Raw genomic sequence first — 14,456 nt, 5'->3', positions numbered from 1 at the left:
AAAATCAATTCTGATTCAACAGCAGATGTCTTCACTTCGGAAAAGCAGACTTCTCCTTATGGCCTTTTCACTGGCTCTTGGTGTAGCAATAATCTCCCAGGCTGTGTTCATGGCCGAAGCCGTTCAGCGTATTTTTGTGGAAAAAGCCTCTTTTTCATCGATCGTGGTGTTAATCGGTATATTACTAGCCGTTATGGCTCTACGAACATTGTTAACTTACGGCAATGGGAAAGTTGGCTTGTACATGGCTGCACGTGCCAAAACAGAGATGAGATCCAAGGTGCTGCAGAACCTGACCCGAGCTTCGATGTTCTCATCATTGCAGGGACAGACCGGAGGTAAGGTGAGTGTTGCACTGGATGCCGTGGATGAGGGTGACAGCTATTTCAGTCAGTATATGCCTCGCATGATGGAAGCATTGATCATTCCGATCCTGATTCTGGTTGTTGCTTTCACGCTACATGCCAATACAGGCTGGATTCTGTTGTGTACAGCGCCATTTATCCCGTTGTTTATGATCCTGGTCGGCTTGCAGACCAAGAACAAATCCGAAGAAAAATATGCACAGCTGGCTGAGTTTTCCGGTACGTTTCTGGACTCGCTTCAAGGTCTGGTTACGTTGAAAATATATGGACATGCCAGCCGTCAACAGCAGCAGATTGAGCGCAGCAGTCTGGGCTATCGGGATGCCACAATGGGCATTCTGAAAATCGCATTTACGAACACCTTTATGCTGGAAGCGATTGTGATGTTAAGTATCGGTATAGTCGCGCTCGAACTTGCCATTCAGCTGCTTGTGTTCAAATCGATGACATTCCATACCGCCTTTCTGGTGTTATTACTTGTTCCGGAATTCTACAGCTTGTTAAAAAATACGGGGACTGCTTTTCACAGTGGTCGAACCAGCATGGGCGCCATTCGCAAGGTAGAGCAGATGCTTGAAGAAAGCGATCAATCGAGTACTCCTGCCTCGCCCGAAGAAAGGGTGGAGAAGCCGTTACATCCACATTTTCCGACGGGTCTGTCGTCAACTGAGTTAGTAATACCGCCAATCATTGAACTGAAAACTGTACGTTTTCACTATGCCCCTGGCTCATTTACACTTGAAACGGGACAGGTAGCGGTTAAAGCTGGAGAACATATAGCGATCGTTGGCCAAAGCGGTTCAGGTAAAACAACGTTAATGAACCTTATTTCCGGGTTATTACAACCCGCATCGGGAGAAGTTTGCATGAACGGAAGGCCGCTTTCACAGGTGCACGAGGCAGAATGGTTTAAACAGATCAGTTATATTACACAGCATCCTTATATTTTTGCAGGCACATTGGCTGAAAATATAAAGCTTGGTACAGGCGGCGACGTATCCCGCACTGACATTGAAAAGGCGGCTGAACGCGCAGGACTTGCTGCCCTTATTGCTCAGCTTGATAAAGGACTGGACACCCCTGTCGGGGAAGCGGGTCGGGGATTGTCAGGTGGAGAAAAACAAAGATTAGCTTTGGCTCGTGCTTTCCTGAAGCAGCCTGCTGTTATTTTATTCGATGAACCAACGGTTGGACTCGACCTGCGCACGGAACAGATTCTGCAGCGTTCGATAACAGCCCTGTCGCAACAGGCAACGATGATTACGGTGGCTCACCGATTATATACGATTCAGCAAGCTGATCAGATTTGGTTTATGTCGGCCGGTACACTTGCAGATTCAGGAACTCATCAGGAGCTGCTGGAGCGTGTACCTGCATATGCCGAGATGGTCCAAGTGCAGAGAACAGGAGGGATCGCATGAAAGAGTTAGCTGTTTTGTCCAAGGCGATGATGCAGGAGCGCAAAGATATTCTGCTCTCGATCCTGTGCGGATTCATAGCTGGCATAGCAGGCGTGGCCCTCTTCTCGGCTAGTGGGTATCTAATCTCGCAAACGGTATTTGCACCGCCTTTGTACACATTGATTGTACTCACATCGATGGTCAAACTGCTTGGATTCCTGCGTGCAGCAAGCCGTTATGTAGAGAGACTCGCTTCTCACCGGGCGACTTTCTCCATTCTCAGCCGTTTACGCACCTCGTTTTTTGCCAAGCTTATTTCGATTACACCAGGGATATTCAACAAAAACCGAAGCGGGGATCTGCTCGCACGCATCGTTGGTGATGTGGAGAGCTTGCAACATTATTTTCTGCGTGTAGCGTATCCACCGATCATGGTGGTCATGGTATTTTTAAGCACCGTTCTGTTTACGGCCGTTTTTTCATTCTGGATTGCATGTTTGCTCGTCATTGGCATGCTGATTACAGCCTTTGTTGTACCAAGCCTGGTACTGATCGGACAGCGCAAAATTAGTGAGCACGTGAGCCAGCAACGTGCAAAGCTCTCTACAGAGGTAACCGAAGTGTTATACGGATTCCGTGATTTGAAAGTATATGGACAACTGGCACAGCGCGAGCAGCAGCTTCAGCAGGATTCGGCTGTACTCGCAGCCAAGCAGCAAAGGGCAGCCGGTCAATTACTGTTTGGACAATCCATGCACATTTTTGTTACCTATTCGGTCACATGGGGTGTGCTTGTACTGAGTGCTTTTCTCATTGCTGATGGGGTCTTTGCAGGTGTATTTCTAGCGATGCTGATCCTGGCGACACAAACCATGTTTGAAGAATCTGCAGCTATGGCTATATTGCCATCGTATAAGCAGGATAGCGAACATGCTGCAAAACGATTAGCGGAGGCAGTACCTGAACGGTCGACCAATGGGTACGATGAACAGGAGCAAGGGTCTCGAGGCCTGTTGACTCTCGATATAGATGGGGAAGCTGCTTCGATCTCTTTAAAACATGTCACTTTTCAATATGAAGGAGAATGGAGACCCGCTTTGAATGAAGTGTCTCTGCATATTCCACCCGGCTCCAAAACGGCAATCGTCGGGCCTAGCGGTTCGGGGAAATCAACCATTCTCGATGTACTTCTCAAGTTACGGACACCGGCTTCGGGTGAAGTATTATTCAACGACATTTCGGTGAATGAACTGGATGAAGCGAGCATCTGGCAGAATACCCATATCGTTTTACAACAAAGTCACTTTTTCAGGGGGACGATTCGGGACAACTTGTTGCTCAGCGTGGAGCAGCATTCAGATGAACAACTAGTGGCTGTACTGCATAACGTTCAACTAGTTCATGTGTCCTTAAACGATCTGGTATACGAAAAAGGAGAAAATCTGTCTGATGGCGAGAAGCAGCGGCTGGCGCTGGCTCGTGCGATGTTGCGCAAGGGGAGCATATGGTTGCTCGACGAACCGACCTCTTCGCTGGACTATGTTACAGAAGCACGTGTATTGCGGAATCTGCTAGCACAGGCATCAGCTGATACCGTGCTGTTGATCTGTCACCGGTTGACAGGTCTTGAACATATGGATCAGATTGTCGTCATGGATCAAGGACAGGTTGTCGAAAGAGGCTCGTTCAAGGCGTTGATGGAGCGTAAGGGGTATTTTTATGAGATGAAACAAATTGAGTTGCAGATGATTGGAGAACAAGGAGCATAGCTCTGTGATGCAAAGCCGCGTATACGCGGCTTTTTTGCGTTGTACTCCCCACTCTCAAACAGCACATAAGCTAACCTTGCTTCAATGCAGTGCAAATATTGCAAACCTTATAATGAGCCGCTTGCTTGAAAGCAAAATTCACGTCATACATATATACTAAGAGTAACTAGGGCGTGTCTGAAAACGCTGAAGAAAGCCAATTTTGCCGAATTTTCGTTCCAAGCAAGGAAGTTTCCCGCAGGCGTGCCGGGGCACGTCAAGGGAAGTGACGTAGCAGGGGGCGAAAAGGGGTAAAAGATGCACTTCAGTAGGTTTCAAGACATGCCCTAGTCCAATGATGTGAGGAGGTTCGCTTGAGATGCGAAAAATAATACAGTTTCCGTTCGTATGGATACTTACAGGTGTTATTCTCCTGGGTCTATCCGGCTTCATGACCCAAAAGCTGTTGGTTGATTCGCAAGGCATCCTGTCGATTATGTTGGCACTTGCAGGAGGGTTCGTCTCCATTGCGATCTACTGGCTTGTTATTAAATTCATGGCAGGACGCAAGGTACAAGAATTACAACTTCGGGGGGCAGGTATCGAATGGGCATTAGGTGCAGGAATTGGCCTCATATTCATTGGTGTTTCTGTCGGGATCATCACGATGTTTGGTGGATACAACTTCACATGGTCAGCGACGAACGCGGTTGGTTCTATTTGGGCTTTGGCGATCGGTGCAGCCATTGTGGAGGAATTGATCTTTCGCGGTCTGTTTCTGCAAGCAGTGGAAAAGCGGCTTGGAAGCTGGTTTGCATTGGCCATCACTTCGCTTTTTTTCGGTTTGGCTCACCTGCCTAATCCCGAAGCAACCCTCTGGAGTTCAATCGCTATCGTCATTGAGGCAGGCATTTTGCTCGGAGCCGGGTTTCTGTGGCGGCGTAATCTGTGGTTTGTCATCGGACTTCATTTTGCATGGAATGCACTGGAGGGAATGCTGGGCATACCGGTTTCGGGCATAGCAACACAAGGCTTTTTTGATGTGCAGCTATCCGGACCACCCTGGTTGACAGGTGGAAGCTTCGGACTGGAAGCATCTATCATACCCGTCATCCTTAGTTTGCTGATCGCCATTCCTATGCTGATTAACGCGCATCACAAAGGAAATATCAAGATTAAGAGATAAGGATAGGAAATGCACACTGCACTTTTTTTGAAAATATTTACAAATTCGCATGCGAAGGGCAAGGCGTTAAATGGTCTGCTCTTCTTTGTACTGTTTGCACACATACATAAGGGATCATAATAAATTGAAAATTAGTCTTGACCTTAGGTCTGACCTAGGGTTTATGCTGTTCACAGATAGGACAACAAAGGTGGAGATCATGATGAGTGGGATGAAAGATGAAATTACAATCAGCGAGCTGGCCAAGCTCATGCAAGTATCCGTACATCAGATTCGTTATTTTGAAGGAAAAGGGGTGCTGAACCCGGCATATACCGGTGAAAATCAATACCGAATGTATGGAATGGATGAGGTGTACCGTTTAGCTCATATTTTGTTGCTGCGTAAGATGGGCTTGTCTGTGCAAGTGATTCAAGAATGCCTGTCCCATCTGACTGCCGAGCAGATCACTCCGATTTTCCGTCAGGCGCTGATCGATACAGAGGCGGAGATCCGAAGGCTGCAGGACACCAAATATTTTATTGAAAAGTTGCTTGAAGAAAAAGAGTCCATTTCTCAAAAATCCGCCCAGACAGAGGGAGGTGCGTACGAGATCATTCATCGTGACGAAGTTCCATTGTCTCTATGGTTTGAGATGCAGGATGCTGGAAGTCTGAGTGCTCAAAAGTTAGTCGAGCATCGAAGCAACATTTCCAATCTGTTCGAAGCGGATATTCATTATGTCTACAACGATTCAGGCATCGCCGGCTTGTATACGCAAGAAGAGAAAAGGGAGAGTGATTTAATGCTGCCTGCCGGTTCTTACCTGTCCCGTACGCTTTTTGTACATAATGAAGAACGACTCGCCACAACAATTCAGGAGTTCTATATTTATGCTGAAGAGATGGGTTACCTCTGCTCGGGGCCGTTGATCATGGTGGAAAAATCATACTTATCCCTGTTCACACCAGAACTGCTCCATTATGAACTTCTCTCGTATGTTTCGAACCCGGAGGCGGAAAAGTAATGAGCCATCTTTTCAACACATCTCTCAGTTAGACGAATCTCATGAACACCAGACTTAATCAAACGAATCCCGTCCGGATCGAACCTATAACTTCTAAGCTGTATCCGGCTGCAGCACAACTAATGGCATATGGAGCTGCTTGGTGAACATCAATGGAACTACATGACACGCGAAGGAGACAACAACATTGAAACAGCGTATGTTTAAACACAAAAAAATCTGGATTTCATTCCTTATCATCATTGTATTATTCGCGGGTACAGGTGCATATATCGTTGCACAGCAGGACTACAACATGGTCGAGCGATCTTTGGAGATTCATACTCCACAAGGGAAATTAACGGGTATCCTCACACTGCCCAAAAAGAATACAGGGGAAGAGAAGCTGGGTTTAGTGCTCTTTATCCATGGAGATGGCCCCATCGATGCAACGCATAGTGAAGGATACAGACCGCTCTGGGAACGTCTTGTCTCGCTTGGTTATGTCTCCTTGTCACTGGACAAACGTGGCATCGGAGGTTCAGAGGGGAACTGGCTGGATCAGAGTATCGATGATCGTGTCGTTGAAGCACAACAGGCGATCGCTTGGGCTAAACAACAGCCGATGATTGACGGTTCCCGAATTGGTGTATGGGGTGCAAGTCAGGCAGGCTGGGTCATCCCCAAGCTCGCAGATAAGGAGCAACTCGCATTCAGCATTCTGGTGTCACCAGCTATTAACTGGCTGAAGCAAGGGGAATATAATACGCGGAGTCAGATGGCCAAGGACGGGCATACACAGCAGGAGATTGAAGCTCAGGTGAAATACGATAATCAAATTAAAGATATTTTAAAAGATTATGGCACTTATGAGGAATATATCAAGCATACTCGAAAAGGCGAAGAACCAATGTCCCGCGAACGCTGGAGCTTTGTCAGCAAAAACTTTAATTCGGATGCTACCGAGAGTCTGCGTAATTTCAAAACTCCGGTGCTGCTGCTGCTTGGAGAAGATGACGTTAATGTAGATATTCAAGACACGGAGCGTACCTATCGTAAAGAGATCCATCCCTCTTATTTGCTTCATGTAAAAACGTTCCAACATACGGAACATTCCATGTTACCGACATCCATCGCCGGTTCGGATTGGAAGAAGGGACTGCGTTTTCTATTTGCCCCAAGAAGCATAACTACGGAAGGGTATATGGATGAGATTGAAGCGTTTTTAACAAAGAAGGCGTTGTAATGATCAGGTTTATAGCTTTATTCATTTAAAATTACAAATTACGAAGAAATAAATCTAAAAGGGTGATGTACGCATCGCCTTTTGGAGTTTTATTTTATCAGCATTCTTCATTACGTGTATTTCACTTTATGACCTGAAATTATACAAAAAAACAGGATACTTCTGTTATAATAGCAATTTCTATATAGTACTTGATTATGCGTTCTATAAGTAATTCATCATGAAGGGAATGAAAGCCGAATACGAGATCGAACGAGCCAGAGAGCATCTAAGTTCGATCAAAAGAGAGTGGATGCGATATGCACTTTTAGCCGAAATTTAACGCAAGCTGGATCATTACGAGCAAGCCGAAGCGCTTACTGCAAAAGCCGTACGGGCTACAAAAGGAGTTAATCGGTATATGATGACTAAAGAATATGAAAGATATTATACCAAGGGACTGCAGGCACACTGAATAATAAGATGATATTACAGGAGTAATGGACGGAAATACTTGGGATAAGTAACATAAAAAAATGGAAGAACACATTGCGGTAATGCGTGATGTGTTCTTTATTTTCCCATAAATTGAATATACGCCAGGTTGTTTCAAGATTGTGTGTGAGGTTATTTTAGGAATCACCCTTTACCCTAACGTATACGTTATTGTTTATAATGTTCTCAGGAAGGGGAGGTAAGCATGATCCTTATCGGTGAATTAGCGAAAAAAACAAATATCAGCAAAAGAACACTTCATTACTATGAACAGATTGAATTATTACAACCCACACGTATTACGGAAAATGGGTATCGTTACTATGATGAAGGTGCCATCCTTCGCTTGCAAAAAATTATTTTGTTAAAATCCATTGGCTATACATTAGAGCAGATTAAAGAACTGTTTCAGAACCAAGAAAATAAGGAAGAACATGAAACCTGGATCGCTTCTTTAAACGAACAAATAGAGCTCATTGAGCAGAAAAAAGATGAGTTAAGCCGGAAGCAATATTATCTCCGATCAACTCTTCATACATTGAAATTTAAAGGAATGAATGATCCTGAAAGTTTATTGCAGATTATTGCCAATATGGAAGATCGTCCTCTACAAGAAGGGGTCGTACGTCCCGAATTCAGTGATGATTTACAGTTAACATCGAGGGAAATGGACATCCTTCATTGTCTCCCTGTTCTTGGCAGTGGCGATAAGCGAATGGAAGAGCTTTTAACTATTTTTCAACGTGTACAATCAATGATGTCTTTATCTCCTTATTCTTCAAAAGTCCAGGCCATTGCTGGCCAATTGTATGAGATGGCCTTAGAGCTATTTGATGGTGATGAAAAACTGCTTGATAAATATTGGGAGCTTATTAAACCAGGAGATGCTGCTGAGCCCGTGGTACTGGGCATGGATCATGAATTCATGTCTTACATCGATGAGATGATCCGTTTTTTTCTCAAAGAAAGAGAGGAGAACGCTCATGAAGGTGGTAAGTAAACAAAACGGGATGAAACGTAAGAAGAGATGGGTTCCGTTTTTGTTCTCAGCTCTGCTCATGTTATTAACTTCGTGTGGAATGATCGCAAATACAGTGAATGATGAACTGAATCATGAAGAGTCAAAACAAAATACAGTGCATGACTCGGATGGAATCGTTGTTGAGGTGCTTGTTGAAAGTGATGTTAATTCTGCATCTGGTTTGGAAGTAGAGATCAATGCTCGAAAAAATCCGGAGAGTGTATATTGGGATACGATTGAAGTTCCATACAAAGAAAAATTTGTTATTCCAAAAGATACGTTTATCCCTCTGCTCTCAACTCAGGTTAAGGCAAAAGCAGATGACAGTGCAAGTTGGATAAGCTGTTCCATTTGGTATGATGGGGAGTTAGTTACATCTCATAAGTCCCGAGGGAGCGGTGCAAAGGCTGTCTGTGAGAAGAAGTTCCAGCTGGGGCCAGGATAACTGCACTTTGCATGTGGGGTTTCTGTTCTATGTTCTCCATTTTCTTCTAGTAAGCAAGGTTAAAACGACAAGAGAGCGAGGAACAAAATGACGTTGACAGCACTGTTATCTACTCTTGTACTGCTGGCATTAATTGATTCAACAAGTGTGGGTACTCTTTTAATTCCTATCTGGTTACTGATGACACCCCAGCGTGTTCGAGTGGATCGGTTTTTGATCTATTTATTCACAGTGTCTGGTTGTTACTTTGTTATAGGCCTCATCATTATGTTAGGGACGGATTCATTTCTGAACCAATATGCACCCCTACTGGAATCTCAGCCCTTCCTGTTTGGACAACTGGTGATAGGTATATTGTTAATGGTTATAAGCCAACTCATGGATACCAAAAAATCTCGGGCGCGTGCGGCGGAACGTGCAGTAAGTGGGGAAGGTACTATTTTAAAATGGAGGGCGCGTGTTACGGGAGAAACGGTTTCCAGCAGAAGTTCTATTACTATACTTATTGGGCTTGCCCTGACTGCGGTCGTGCTGGAACTTGGAACAATGCTGCCCTATTTAGCAGCCATAGGAGTGTTAGTCAGTGAAGGACCCGCCTGGCCTATGTCTGGGATTCTGTTACTGGGATATTGCTTCGTTATGATATTACCAGCGCTGATTTTGCTGGCAGGGAGATTGCTTGCTTACTCTGTTTTAAAACAACCTTTAGCTAAAATGGATAGATGGCTGGTGAACAATGCACAGAATGCTACAGCCTGGATTGTAGGTATCGTTGGTTTTTTGCTTACGGTTAATGCTGTTTATGATTTAGGTTGGATATAGTGAGACGTATGGTATGAGCCGTATTTGACAGTAACTGTATCTTCCTCTTTTCGGCACAAGCATGTGTTATTCGCACAGGCAAGTCGTCCACCCATCGCGTAGACTAGAGTAGATCAAGTCGAATGAGGTGAATTCCATGGCTAAGACCAATGAAATACACGTCAAGGCAAAACGATTCAAGGATCGTCCGGTTTGCGTGACTCTTCATAATGGTGAGACGTACATCGGGTACATCTCTGGCGTGAGTAACGAGGGCGTAGAACTTATCAGAGGCGGGAAATTAACACAAACTTCAACCTCTCCAACAAGAAAAACAGGTGCTGCACGGACTGGTACGCCTAAAATGAAATCCAAATCAACCGGGGCAAGTAAAAGCTTATCTTCCCCAAGCCGAAAAAAGGCCAATCATTCACGCAAGCCATCCGCTCCATCTCAAGTAACTTCCCGTAGATCGTCGCGTCAAGCGCAAGTGTCATCTTTCATGCCGATGATGGGCTCTTTATTAGGTGGACTGGGCGGGGCAGGATCTTTCGGAGGTATGCTTGGAGGCGGTATGCGTCTATTCGGTATGATTCAGCGTTTTGTGCCTGTCGTGAAAATGGGCTACGGCATGATTAAACAAATTCAGCCGTTTATGGGGGCTGTGCAAGGTTTGATGTCGCCCGCAAGCCAGGCTCAAGCAAACGAGGTTGAAGCTGAAGCGGAAACCCAAGAGGGGTAACAGCGTAAGTAGATGTAGTGGCTAGATCATGTTGATGTGTGAGCAGGAGAGAGTATAAGTAAGCGCCTAGTAAGCGCTCCTAAGTCGCTATTATAGCGGCTTTTTTTATCGATTAAGTTTATACCGAATTTGATAAAGAAAGCTGGAATAGGAGGGGGCTTGTTCACTGAATTCAGACTTTTCGAGTAGCTGGAGAATTATTAAGTATTAGTGATAAATCGTTCCAAATAAGTGGTATGATATTTTTAGATGAATCTCCCAATAATCCCCGGTGGGTATACTTAATGTTACCGCTTGGAGCGATTGCAATTACGTCACTATTTGATTATGTGATCAAGTTCGATTTCTTCAGGAACAAGAAATGATCCTCAAAGCCTGTTAGATTAACTTTAAAAGTAGAATGAAAGATATCATGTAGGATAGATTTACTTAAGTCATAGCAAGCTACTCTCCGTACTTCATGCAAAGGGGAGTTTTTTCGAGGAAAAAGCGCTAATGATCAGCAGGAAGCTTATTGGGGTAGATATTAAGCTTTGAACATTCTAACGATCCTGAGAGACCTTATTTTGTTGAAAAGACATGATTTTGCCTTAAAAATACCCAAATTGTCCAAAATAGCGTCTCCTGTGATCGTTAGAATAAAAAATGACCTCAAAGGAGCCAAATAAGCTCCGCTGAGATCGTTAGAATTTAAGGCTACATAATAGGGTGTGTCTTGCAACCCATTGAAGTGATTTTTTTATCGCCTTTTTGTCCCCGCTGTGTCACTTGCCCCTGATGTGCTCCGGCACGCCTGCGGTAAACTTCCAGGCATGGAAGGAAAAATTCAGCAATATTAACTCCAAAATTGAATTCCTCTAGCGTTTTCGGACACAGCCTAGTTGGTTAGTGCTGTATTGGAATTGGTTAGTTCTTCATAAAGAAGGGGATATAGAGTGGACGAACGATCATCCCCCAAATGCTATAAGTGCTGCTTCAGGAAAGGCTAAAGACAGAAGGTGAGGTTAAAGCCCAGAAGCAGGTATGCTCTGGGCTTTTTTGATCTTGCGTGATTATGCGGGATTACGCTTGTTTTGTTTTCAAACGGATCACGTTCCATGACGCTTTGCTCAGCACTGCTTGTACTTTACCTTGATCCACGGTTGTATGTCCGCCGTTGTGAGGCAACACGTTACGTGGGTTTTCTTTGGTGTTGCTTGCTTTCAGATCATTGCTCTCCAGTACGATATGTTCTACAAATGTGGTTTCCCCGAAGGAACGAAGGTCAACATTCAGTTCCATGGACTCGTCAAGGTGTCTGTTCACCGCAAAGATTGTAATTGTGCCATTTTCTTCATCATGCACACTGATCGATTCCAGATAAGGTACATCCGTGAAGTCTTTGGAATCATATTTCGGTGAAGATGTGATGGACCGCAGAACTGTACCACGTCCGAAGTTGGAAGCGTGCAGGAACGGGAAGTACGTCGTTTGTAACCAGATAGCGCCGTTATTTTCCGTCATGATTGGTGCGATCGTGTTAATCAACTGCGCAAGGCAAGCCATTTTTACACGGTCAGCATGTTTGAGAATGGTGATCAGGTAACAGCCCACTGCCAGCGCATCTTCATGCGTATACACATCTTCGAACTCAGGAGGAGCAATCTGCCAGCGTTCTTCCATACGGCTTGTACCAATGGATTTCCAGACATTCCATTCATCCAGGGAGAGCATCAATTTCTTTTTGCTACGTTTCTTCGCTTGTACAAAATCACAGATCGAAGCCACACTATCAATAAATTGATCCAGATCCAGCGAGGTCGCCAGGAAGTCATAAGTGTTGTCTTTGTTGTTATTGTAATACTGATGAAGAGACAAGTAGTCTACATTTTCATAGGTAAGATCCAGCACGGTTGCTTCCCAATCTGCAAATGTTTTCATGTCACGGCTGGAGCTGCCACATGCAACGAGTTCGATCTCTGGATCAACCCATTTCATCGCTTTGGCTGTCTCATTGGCAATCCGTCCATATTCATAAGCAGTCATCGCACCAATCTGCCAAGGACCGTCCATTTCATTACCGAGGCACCATGTTTTGAATTTATGTGGATCTTTGTATCCGTGGGAGATACGCAGGTCACTCCAGTATGTGCCGGATGGGTGGTTGCAGTATTCAACCAGATTTCGGGCTGCATCGATACCGCGGGTTCCCAAGTTAACAGCCATCATCACTTCCGTACCTGCCAGTTTGGCCCAATCTGCGAATTCGTTGGTGCCCACAGCATTGGTTTCAATCGTCCACCAAGCCAGCTCAAGTCTGCGTTTACGGTCAGCTACCGGACCCACACCATCTTCCCAGTTGTAACCGGATACGAAATTGCCGCCCGGATAACGAACGATGGGCACATTCAGTGCTTTAATCGCTTCAATTGCATCCTGACGGAAGCCTTGTGCATCCGCGGTTGGATGACCTGGATCATAAATACCGCCATACACGGCACGTCCCAGATGTTCTATAAATGAACCGTAGACACGCGGGTCTACTTCAGCAATCTGAAAGTCTTTGTCGATCAGCATTTTGGATTTAAGCATAGTGAAAACCTCCATAAGATTAATTTTATAGTGCATGTGATTGATTTTGTTACATATCATCGTTTGTCATGTCATAGGATGTCACTAATCTATATTGAATTCGCCCAAAAGCAAAATCAATACATTGATTTGTTATCTAATATGTATCATAATGCGAATATACAGAGCAAGTTCAATTTTCACAGTTCGCTAAATAGCGAATTCTAAACCTCTGTATACACAAGATCGAACTAACACGCAGAACAGAAGCTGGAACACAAATGAGATACCAAATATATAAGCAGAATATACAAAAGGAAGTGGATTCTATGATGCTTGGAACAGATGCATCTTCGCTGCTTGTCTACGAGGCGTTAGCCAGTGAAGCCCGTTTAAATATTGTGCGCCTATTGCTGCAAAACAGAGAAATGCATATTAATGCTCTCGCTCAAGAGCTTTATTTGAGCAAAGCTATTGTGAGCACCCATGTCAGCAAATTGCAAAAGGCAGGCATTGTAGGCAGCCAAATGAAACGGGAGAATGGTGGGACCTATAAATATTGTTTTATCGTGCAGGAGTTCATGACCATTCAACTGTCGCCACCCGAGCCAGCTGACGCTTCTTATCATGAAGTATCCATCCCGGTTGGGCATTATACAGATTATGAAGCATGGCCGACCTGCGGGCTCGCAACGACAACTCAGATGATTGGACAATACGACACGCCCGCCTGTTTCATGGACCCCGATCGGGTTAACGCGGCAATTCTTTGGATGGCACGAGGTTTTCTAGAATATAAGATTCCCAATTATCTTCATAATGATCAGTATCTTCGGGAGATTGAGATCTCACTCGAACTTAGTTCGGAAGCGCCCAAGGTCAATGAAAACTGGCCATCCGATATCCGTTTTACGCTTAACGGTAATGATCTGGGTACATGGACAAGCCCTGGAGACTTCGGAGATCGGAAGGGCAAGCATACGCCACTATGGTGGAAACTGGATGTCAACCAGTATGGCGTGTTAAAAGTACTGCGCATTAACAAGGAAGGCACGTTTATGGATGGTCAACGAATATCCGATGTCTCCATCTCGGATTTGAAACTGCAAGCAGCCACTTATTGGACGTTTGGTCTGAAGCCGGAAGAAGGCGCGGCAGACCGAGGAGGGCTTACACTGTTTGGCAAAGGTTTTGGCAACTATGATCAGGACATTCTGATTCGATATTATTATGATAATAATGCTCTAGAAAACAACACTTCAGAAGAATAGAATGTGCAATTTGGTATCAACCTATATAAGGACAGTGGAAAAACTGACTTAAACGAAACATATCATCATTCCAGCGTTATGGTATTGACAACGATTACATGGCTGTTATAGAATACAGCTAAATAAGGAGTGTCACTGATTCGATCAGGCACCACCACAGTCTGGATTTCACAAGTTTATTTTTCTTGTGTACCTGGCCATGGTGGTGCTTTTTGCATATAT

General features: G+C 44.7%; 11 protein-coding genes. 10 read left to right on the top strand and 1 reads right to left on the bottom strand.

The window, feature by feature from the left end:
* Positions 1 to 25 precede the first annotated feature (25 nt).
* From cydD to ACUTVW_RS08260, 9 genes are all read left to right on the top strand, one after another.
* Entirely contained in the window at positions 26 to 1,786 is a 1,761-nt protein-coding gene (cydD, locus tag ACUTVW_RS08300; protein WP_445645491.1) for a thiol reductant ABC exporter subunit CydD, read from the top strand.
* The gene (gene cydC / locus ACUTVW_RS08295; protein ID WP_445645334.1) at positions 1,783 to 3,534 is read left to right on the top strand and encodes a thiol reductant ABC exporter subunit CydC; all 1,752 of its coding nucleotides are present in this window, start codon (positions 1,783 to 1,785) and stop codon (positions 3,532 to 3,534) included. Before cydD ends, cydC begins: the two co-directional genes overlap by 4 nt.
* Before the next feature lie 358 nt (positions 3,535 to 3,892).
* Complete coding sequence (locus ACUTVW_RS08290; RefSeq protein ID WP_445645333.1) at positions 3,893 to 4,699, top strand: lysostaphin resistance A-like protein; 807 nt, start codon at positions 3,893 to 3,895, stop codon at positions 4,697 to 4,699.
* Between the two features lie 199 nt (positions 4,700 to 4,898).
* A complete protein-coding gene (locus ACUTVW_RS08285) occupies positions 4,899 to 5,705 on the top strand; it encodes a MerR family transcriptional regulator (RefSeq protein ID WP_445645332.1) in 807 nt (268 codons plus the stop codon).
* 199 nt (positions 5,706 to 5,904) lie between these two features.
* Complete coding sequence (locus tag ACUTVW_RS08280) at positions 5,905 to 6,930, top strand: alpha/beta hydrolase family protein (RefSeq protein WP_445645490.1); 1,026 nt, start codon at positions 5,905 to 5,907, stop codon at positions 6,928 to 6,930.
* A gap of 679 nt (positions 6,931 to 7,609) precedes the next feature.
* Complete coding sequence (locus ACUTVW_RS08275) at positions 7,610 to 8,404, top strand: MerR family transcriptional regulator (protein ID WP_445645331.1); 795 nt, start codon at positions 7,610 to 7,612, stop codon at positions 8,402 to 8,404.
* Complete coding sequence (locus ACUTVW_RS08270) at positions 8,388 to 8,870, top strand: hypothetical protein (protein ID WP_445645330.1); 483 nt, start codon at positions 8,388 to 8,390, stop codon at positions 8,868 to 8,870. Before ACUTVW_RS08275 ends, ACUTVW_RS08270 begins: the two co-directional genes overlap by 17 nt.
* Before the next feature lie 93 nt (positions 8,871 to 8,963).
* Complete coding sequence (locus ACUTVW_RS08265) at positions 8,964 to 9,692, top strand: GAP family protein (RefSeq protein ID WP_445645329.1); 729 nt, start codon at positions 8,964 to 8,966, stop codon at positions 9,690 to 9,692.
* Between the two features lie 136 nt (positions 9,693 to 9,828).
* On the top strand, positions 9,829 to 10,413 hold the full coding sequence (locus ACUTVW_RS08260) for a hypothetical protein (protein WP_445645328.1): 585 nt from the start codon (positions 9,829 to 9,831) through the stop codon (positions 10,411 to 10,413).
* Between the two features lie 1,062 nt (positions 10,414 to 11,475).
* Here the strand turns inward: ACUTVW_RS08260 and arfA are convergent.
* A complete protein-coding gene (gene arfA, locus ACUTVW_RS08255; RefSeq protein ID WP_445645327.1) occupies positions 11,476 to 12,984 on the bottom strand; it encodes an arabinosylfuranosidase ArfA in 1,509 nt (502 codons plus the stop codon).
* Between the two features lie 308 nt (positions 12,985 to 13,292).
* Between arfA and ACUTVW_RS08250 the strand changes: the two genes are divergently transcribed.
* Positions 13,293 to 14,234, top strand: coding sequence for an ArsR/SmtB family transcription factor (locus ACUTVW_RS08250; RefSeq protein WP_445645326.1), 942 nt, complete (start codon positions 13,293 to 13,295; stop codon positions 14,232 to 14,234).
* Positions 14,235 to 14,456: the final 222 nt, after the last annotated feature.

The sequence above is a fragment of the Paenibacillus sp. TSA_86.1 genome, from assembly GCF_052691815.1.
The sequence above is the reverse complement of the archived record's forward strand: the minus strand, read 5'-3'. Positions and strand labels throughout refer to the sequence as shown.

Bases quoted from the DNA above. Each gene is read 5' to 3' on its own strand.
- ACUTVW_RS08275 (WP_445645331.1), top strand. From the start codon at position 7,610: ATGATCCTTATCGGTGAATTAGCGAAAAAAACAAATATCAGCAAAAGA.
- ACUTVW_RS08270 (WP_445645330.1), top strand. From the start codon at position 8,388: ATGAAGGTGGTAAGTAAACAAAACGGGATGAAACGTAAGAAGAGATGG.
- arfA (WP_445645327.1), bottom strand. From the start codon at position 12,984: ATGCTTAAATCCAAAATGCTGATCGACAAAGACTTTCAGATTGCTGAA.
- ACUTVW_RS08285 (WP_445645332.1), top strand. From the start codon at position 4,899: ATGATGAGTGGGATGAAAGATGAAATTACAATCAGCGAGCTGGCCAAG.
- cydC (WP_445645334.1), top strand. From the start codon at position 1,783: ATGAAAGAGTTAGCTGTTTTGTCCAAGGCGATGATGCAGGAGCGCAAA.
- ACUTVW_RS08280 (WP_445645490.1), top strand. From the start codon at position 5,905: ATGTTTAAACACAAAAAAATCTGGATTTCATTCCTTATCATCATTGTA.
- ACUTVW_RS08250 (WP_445645326.1), top strand. From the start codon at position 13,293: ATGATGCTTGGAACAGATGCATCTTCGCTGCTTGTCTACGAGGCGTTA.
- ACUTVW_RS08260 (WP_445645328.1), top strand. From the start codon at position 9,829: ATGGCTAAGACCAATGAAATACACGTCAAGGCAAAACGATTCAAGGAT.
- ACUTVW_RS08290 (WP_445645333.1), top strand. From the start codon at position 3,893: ATGCGAAAAATAATACAGTTTCCGTTCGTATGGATACTTACAGGTGTT.
- cydD (WP_445645491.1), top strand. From the start codon at position 26: ATGTCTTCACTTCGGAAAAGCAGACTTCTCCTTATGGCCTTTTCACTG.